Genomic DNA, 6,067 nt, shown 5'->3' on the forward strand with positions numbered 1-6,067 from the left:
TAACAGTTGGGTAACGCGGAGTGAGATGTCAGTGGGCGACGGGTGCGACCTGCACCTCGACGCCTCGCTCGCGCAGCTCCGCGAGGTCCGCCGTGTCGGTTCCGGCGTCGGTGATGACGACGTCGAACTCGGCGACGTCGCACAGCACGTGCGGGGCCTGGCGGCCGAACTTGGCGTGATCGACGAGCAGCACGCGCTTGCGCGCATGGCGCAGGAAGGCCTTGCGCACCATGATCGTCGCCTCGGAGCGGTGCAGGAGCTGACCACCGGACAGTGCGGTCGTCGACATGAAGCACAGGTCAGCGTGGAACTGACCGATGGCCTCCACGGTCTGCAGCCCCTGACACGCGTCCTGCCGCGGGTGGTACTGGCCGCCGAGCAGGTGCGTGTCCAGCCCGTCGCCGAGCGCGAGCGCGGCGGGGATGAAGTTCGTGGCCACCGTCATGGGCGGTCGGGCGAGCAGATGCGGGACGAGTCCCATCCCGGTGGTGCTGTCATCGAGGAACACCGTCTGCCCGGGCAGCAGCATGGTCGCGGCGACGTCGGTGATCGCGAGCTTCTCCGCGCGCATCGCCGAGCTGCGCTCGCGTACTCCGGCGTCGACGAGCGCAGCGGGGTTGGCCGTGGCGCCGCCACGGATCTTGCTCAGCCAGCCCTCCGCCTCGAGTGCGTCGAGGTCGCGGTGCATCGTCATCAGGCTGACGTCGAACTCGCGCACGAGGTCCTCGACCCGCGCGAACCCCTCGTCCAGCACACGGCGGCGCACGAGCTCGCGCCGGGCACCCGGGCGACGTTCCGCCGGCCCGGAGGACGCCGATTCGCTCACGCGCACATGCTAGGCGGGTGTCAGGCCTCCGGGACGCTGACGGCGGCACGCCGCGCGGCGAGGCTCGACCCGGCGCTGGCCGTCACCACCATCAACAGCGCCACGAGCACCACGCCGGTCAGTCGCTGGCCGAGCACGACGACACCGGCCAGTGCGGCGACCGCGGGCTCGATGCTCATCAGCAACCCGAAGACGTGCGTGGCCAGCCGGCGCAGCGCGATCAGTTCCAGTGTGTAGGGCACCAGGGACGACAGCATGGCCACGCCGAAACAGGCGCCGAGCACACCCGGCCGCAGCAGCACCGACCCGCCTTCGACGACACCCGCCGGCAGCACCACGAACAGGCCGGCCGACATGCCCAACGCCAACGCCTCGGCCGCGCCGAACCACTGGCCGACGCGCTTCGTCAGCAGGATGTAGCACGCCCACAGCGCAGCGGCGATCAGCACCAGCAGGACGCCCAGCGGTCGCACGCCGGCGTTGCTGCCGCGAGTGGCGAGCAGCACCACGCCGCCGCCGGCGAGCAGCACCCACAGGCCGTCCAGCGGCTTGCGTGACCCGGCGATCGCGACGGCCAGCGGCCCGGTGAACTCGATCGTCACCGCGACGCCGAGCGGCAACCGGTGCAGCGCCTCGTAGAAGCTCCAGTTCATCGCGGACAGCACCACGCCGTAGACGGCGACGACGCGCAGTTCGTGCCACGTGTGCCGGCGCAACCGGGGTCGCACGATCACCAACAGCACGAGCGCGGTGAAGAACGCTCGCAAGAACGCCACCCCGGCCGGCCCCACGCGGTCGAAGATCGTGTCGGCGAGCGCCGCGCCGAACTGCACGGAGAACACGCCGCCGAGCACCGGCAGTTCCGGCGGCACGGAGTTGGCCAGCGCACCCACCGATCGCACGGCCCCGATGCTGCCAGCACCGTGGTGGTCGATTTCGCGCAGCCTTGGTGCGAAGATCACGCGATGACCCCCCGCCGCGTCGTCCTCCTGACCGCCGTCCTCAGCGCGGCAGCGTTCGTCCTGCCGGAGACGGCTGCCGTCGCGTCCGCGCCGCACGGCACGCCCGGCAGCGTCGGCAGCGGCGACCCGTACTTCCCGCGGCAGGGCAACGGCGGTTACGACGTCTCGCACTACCGGCTGGCCGTCCACTACGTACCGGGGACGAAACGACTGAGCGGCGTCGCCCACGTGACTGCCCGCGCGACGATGACGTTGTCGCGCTTCGACCTCGACCTGCGTGGCAACCTGCACGTGTCATCGGTGCGCGTCAACGGCCACCGCGCCGCCTACCGGCAGCCCAAGAAGCTCGTGCAGGAGCTCGTGATCACGCCGCGGCACGCGCTGCGCGCCGGGCGCCGCTTCCACGTCACGGTGCACTACGCGGGCACAGCCCGGCCGGTGACCGACCCCGACGGATCGCTCGACGGTTTCATCCCGACCGACGACGGCGCGTTCGTCGCGAGCGAACCGCAGGGTGCTCCGACCTGGTACCCGGTCAACGACACGCCGCGCGACAAGGCCACCTACGCCGTGTCGATCACGGTGCCCAAGGGGCTGACCGCGGTGTCGAACGGCGCCCTGACCGGACGGCACGCGCACGGCAGGCTCGTCACCTGGTCGTGGGCGCTGCACCAGCGGGTGTCCAGTTATCTGGTCACCGCGACGCTCGGCAGGTTCGCCGTGAGCCGGGGCCGCACGTCGTCCGGCGTCCCCTACCTCACCGCCGTCGACCCGCGCGAGGCCGCCGCCAAGCCGGTCCTGAAACAACTCCCGGCGATCGTCGACTACTTCAGCAAGGTGTACGGGCGCTACCCGTTCGGGCAGGCGGGCGCGATCGTCGACCACGCGCACAAGGTCGGCTACGCGCTGGAGACCGCGACGCGCCCGCTGTTCGACCGCGCGCCGGACGTCGCGACGCTCTCGCACGAGCTCGCGCACCAGTGGTACGGCGACGACGTCACCGTCGCCAAGTGGCGCGACATCTGGCTCAACGAGGGCTTTGCGGAGTTCTCGTCCTGGCTCTACACCGAGCACACCGGCGGACAGACCACCGCACAGCACCTCGCGACGCTGCTCGCAAACCCGGCTTCGGACAGCGACGAGTGGCTGCCGCCGCCGGGAAATCCCGGATCGGGCAAGGGGATCTTCGCCGACTCGGTCTACGACCGCGGCGCCGGGACGCTGGCAGCGCTGCGGCAGCTGGTCGGCGACCGGACGTTCTTCGCCATCATGCGCGGCTGGCTGCCCGCGCACCGCTACGGCAACGCGACGGTCGGTCAGTTCACGGCGTTCGCGCAGCGGGTCGCGCACCGCAACCTGACCCACTTCTTCTACGAGTGGCTGTACAAGAACGGCAAGCCGACCGGCTGATCACCACGGGCATCGTCCGTACACTCGGTGACCATGCCCGTCGAGAGCCTCTTCGCGCGCCTCGAGCCGCTGCTGCCCCGGGTGACCAAGCCCATCCAGTACGTCGGCGGCGAGCTCAACGCGCGCACCAAAGAGTGGGATGACGTCGACGTCCACTGGGCGCTGATGTACCCCGACGCCTACGAGGTCGGGCTGCCGAACCAGGGCGTGCAGATCCTCTACGAGGTGCTCAACGAGCGCGACGACGCTTTGGCCGAACGCACCTATTCGGTGTGGCCGGATCTGGAAGCGCTGCTGCGCGAGCACGGCATCGGCCAGTTCACCGTCGATGCGCACCGGCCGGTCGCCGCGTTCGACCTGTTCGGCCTGAGCTTCTCGACCGAGCTCGGCTACACGAACATGCTCACCGCGCTCGATCTCGCGGGCATCCCGCTGCACGCCGCGGACCGCGACGAGACGCACCCGGTCGTCGTCGCCGGCGGCCACGCAGCGTTCAACCCGGAGCCGATCGCCGACTTCGTCGACATCGCGGTGCTCGGCGACGGCGAACAGATCGTCGGCACCATCACCGAGTTCGTCCGGGAGTGGAAGAACGCGGGCCGCCCCGGCGGTCGCGACGAGCTGCTGCTGCGTCTCGCAGCGACCGGCGGCGTGTACGTCCCGCGCTTCTACGACGTCGCCCACCTGCCGGACGGCCGGCTCGCGTCCGTGGCGCCCAACCGCGCCGGCGTGCCCGAGCGGGTCACCAAGCACACGGTGATGAACCTCGACGACTGGCCGTACCCCAAGACGCCACTGGTGCCGATGGCCGAGACCGTGCACGAGCGGATGAGCGTCGAGATCTTCCGCGGGTGCACCCGCGGCTGCCGGTTCTGCCAGGCCGGGATGATCACCCGCCCGGTCCGCGAGCGCAGCATCGACGGCATCGGCGAGATGGTGCGCGGCGGTCTCGCCGCCACCGGCTTCGAGGAGGTCGGGCTGCTGTCGCTGTCCAGCGCCGACCACTCCGAGATCGGCCCGCTCGCCAAGCAGCTCGCCGACCGCTACGCCGACGACAAGATCAGCCTGTCGCTGCCGTCCACCCGCGTCGACGCGTTCAACATCGACCTCGCCAACGAGTTCTCCCGCAACGGCAGACGATCCGGGCTGACCTTCGCGCCCGAGGGCGGGTCCGAGCGGCTGCGGCGCGTGATCAACAAGATGGTCAGCAAGGACGACCTGATCCGTACCGTCTCGACCGCGTACGGGCAGGGCTGGCGGCAGGTGAAGCTGTACTTCATGTGCGGCCTGCCCACCGAGACCGACGACGACGTGCTGGAGATCGCCGAGATGGCGCACGACGTCATCCGCGCCGGCCGTGACGCAGCCGGTCATCGCGACATCCGCTGCACCGTGTCGATCGGCGGCTTCGTACCGAAGCCGCACACGCCGTTCCAGTGGGCCGCGCAGGCCGATCCCGAGACCGTCGACACGCGCCTGCGCAAGCTGCGCGAGGCGATCAACGCCGACCGCTCGCTCGGGCGCAACGTCGGGCTGCGCTACCACGACGGCGAGCCGTCGCTCGTCGAAGGGCTGCTCTCGCGCGGGGACCGCCGCGTCGGTGCGGTGATCGAACGCGTGTGGCGCGACGGCGGCCGCTTCGACGGCTGGAGCGAGCATTTCTCGTTCGCGCGCTGGGTGGCCGCGGCCGACGCGGAACTGCACGGCGTGGACCTCGCCTGGTTCACCACCCGCGAGCGCGACGGCGACGAGGTCCTGCCCTGGGACCACCTCGATTCCGGGCTGGACAAGCAGTGGCTCTGGGACGACTGGCAGGACGCGCTGAGCGAATTCGAGCAGGACGACTGCCGGTGGACGCCGTGCTTCGACTGCGGCGTGTGCTCCAATCTCGGCACCGACATCCAGGTCGGCCCGACGGGCCGCGCGTTGCTGCCGCTCGCGCCCGCGCGCTGAAGCGTGGCGCGCCGCGTCCCCGAGGGCCCGCCGCCACCACCCGTGGTGCAACGGGTGCGCATCCGCTACGCCAAGCGGGGCCGGTTGCGTTTCACCTCGCATCGCGACTTCGCCCGCGCGTTCGAGCGCGCGCTGCGCCGCGCCGAGGCCCCGATGGCCTACTCCGCCGGCTTCTCGCCGCATCCCAAGATCAGTTACGTCGGTGCGTCGCCGACCGGCGTCGCCAGCGAGGCCGAGTACCTCGAGATCGGACTCGCCCGCGAGATCGCGCTGCCGGCCCTGCAGGCGGCACTCGACGCCGCGCTGCCGCCGGGCCTCGACATCGTCGAGACGGTGGCCGCGTCGACCTCCGGCTTCGCCGACCGGATGCAGGCGTCGGCGTGGCGCATCGAACTGCCGGGGATTGCCGTTGCGACGGTCGGTGATGCTGTGACGCAGTTCACACAGCAGGAATCGGTGACCGTCGAGCGGCTGACGAAGAACGGTCGGCGCACCCTCGACGTGCGTGCCGCGGTCGTTGCGGTGACCGTGTCCGGCACGGCGCAGACGCCGAACGACGCCGCCCATGCGATAATCGACGTGGTCGTGCGGCAGGTGATCCCTACCGTGCGGCCCGACGACATCGTCGCGGCACTGTGTGCCGTCGCCGGTCTCGCCCCGGTAGCGCCGCCGATTGCGGTGCGCCTGGCGCAGGGTCCGCTCGACGACACCGGTGCGATCGGAGACCCGCTGGCCGCCGATCGAGTCTCCGCGACACCGACGTCGTAGCCACACCGCTTCACCGATGGGCGCGCAATCGCGAGCCCGCCGCAGACTTTGCGGCTCGAGTGTCCTACCGCTGATCAGGGCGGGACGCACCCGGACCGCCACAACCGCCCCTGTGCGGTCGCGGTGCCACCCAGGTGGCACGCGCCCG

Annotated in this window: 5 protein-coding genes; 3 read left to right on the forward strand and 2 right to left on the reverse strand. The window is 71.0% G+C overall.

Annotated features, from left to right (window positions below):
- Positions 1-28 precede the first annotated feature (28 nt).
- Positions 29-826, reverse strand: a complete 798-nt coding sequence (locus ACFFCN_RS08955) for a DeoR/GlpR family DNA-binding transcription regulator (protein ID WP_375490812.1) — start codon at positions 824-826, stop codon at positions 29-31.
- 20 nt (positions 827-846) lie between these two features.
- Positions 847-1,728, reverse strand: coding sequence for a DMT family transporter (locus ACFFCN_RS08960; RefSeq protein ID WP_375490814.1), 882 nt, complete (start codon positions 1,726-1,728; stop codon positions 847-849).
- Between the two features lie 63 nt (positions 1,729-1,791).
- On the opposite strand from ACFFCN_RS08960, the gene ACFFCN_RS08965 reads away from it, so the two are divergent.
- Genes ACFFCN_RS08965 through ACFFCN_RS08975 form a run of 3 tightly spaced genes read left to right on the forward strand, consistent with a single transcriptional unit; the run spans position 1,792 to position 5,919 of the window.
- Entirely contained in the window at positions 1,792-3,198 is a 1,407-nt protein-coding gene (locus ACFFCN_RS08965) for a M1 family metallopeptidase (protein ID WP_375490816.1), read from the forward strand.
- A 33-nt stretch (positions 3,199-3,231) separates the two neighbouring features.
- On the forward strand, positions 3,232-5,151 hold the full coding sequence (locus ACFFCN_RS08970) for a TIGR03960 family B12-binding radical SAM protein (protein WP_375490818.1): 1,920 nt from the start codon (positions 3,232-3,234) through the stop codon (positions 5,149-5,151).
- Positions 5,152-5,154: 3 nt separating this feature from the next.
- Positions 5,155-5,919, forward strand: a complete 765-nt coding sequence (locus ACFFCN_RS08975) for a TIGR03936 family radical SAM-associated protein (protein WP_375490820.1) — start codon at positions 5,155-5,157, stop codon at positions 5,917-5,919.
- Positions 5,920-6,067 lie beyond the last annotated feature (148 nt).

Origin of the sequence: uncultured Jatrophihabitans sp. (assembly GCF_964246335.1) — a bacterium.
Classification (GTDB): domain Bacteria; phylum Actinomycetota; class Actinomycetes; order Mycobacteriales; family Jatrophihabitantaceae; genus Jatrophihabitans.

Bases quoted from the DNA above. Each gene is read 5' to 3' on its own strand.
- ACFFCN_RS08965 (WP_375490816.1), top strand. From the start codon at position 1,792: ATGACCCCCCGCCGCGTCGTCCTCCTGACCGCCGTCCTCAGCGCGGCA.
- ACFFCN_RS08970 (WP_375490818.1), top strand. From the start codon at position 3,232: ATGCCCGTCGAGAGCCTCTTCGCGCGCCTCGAGCCGCTGCTGCCCCGG.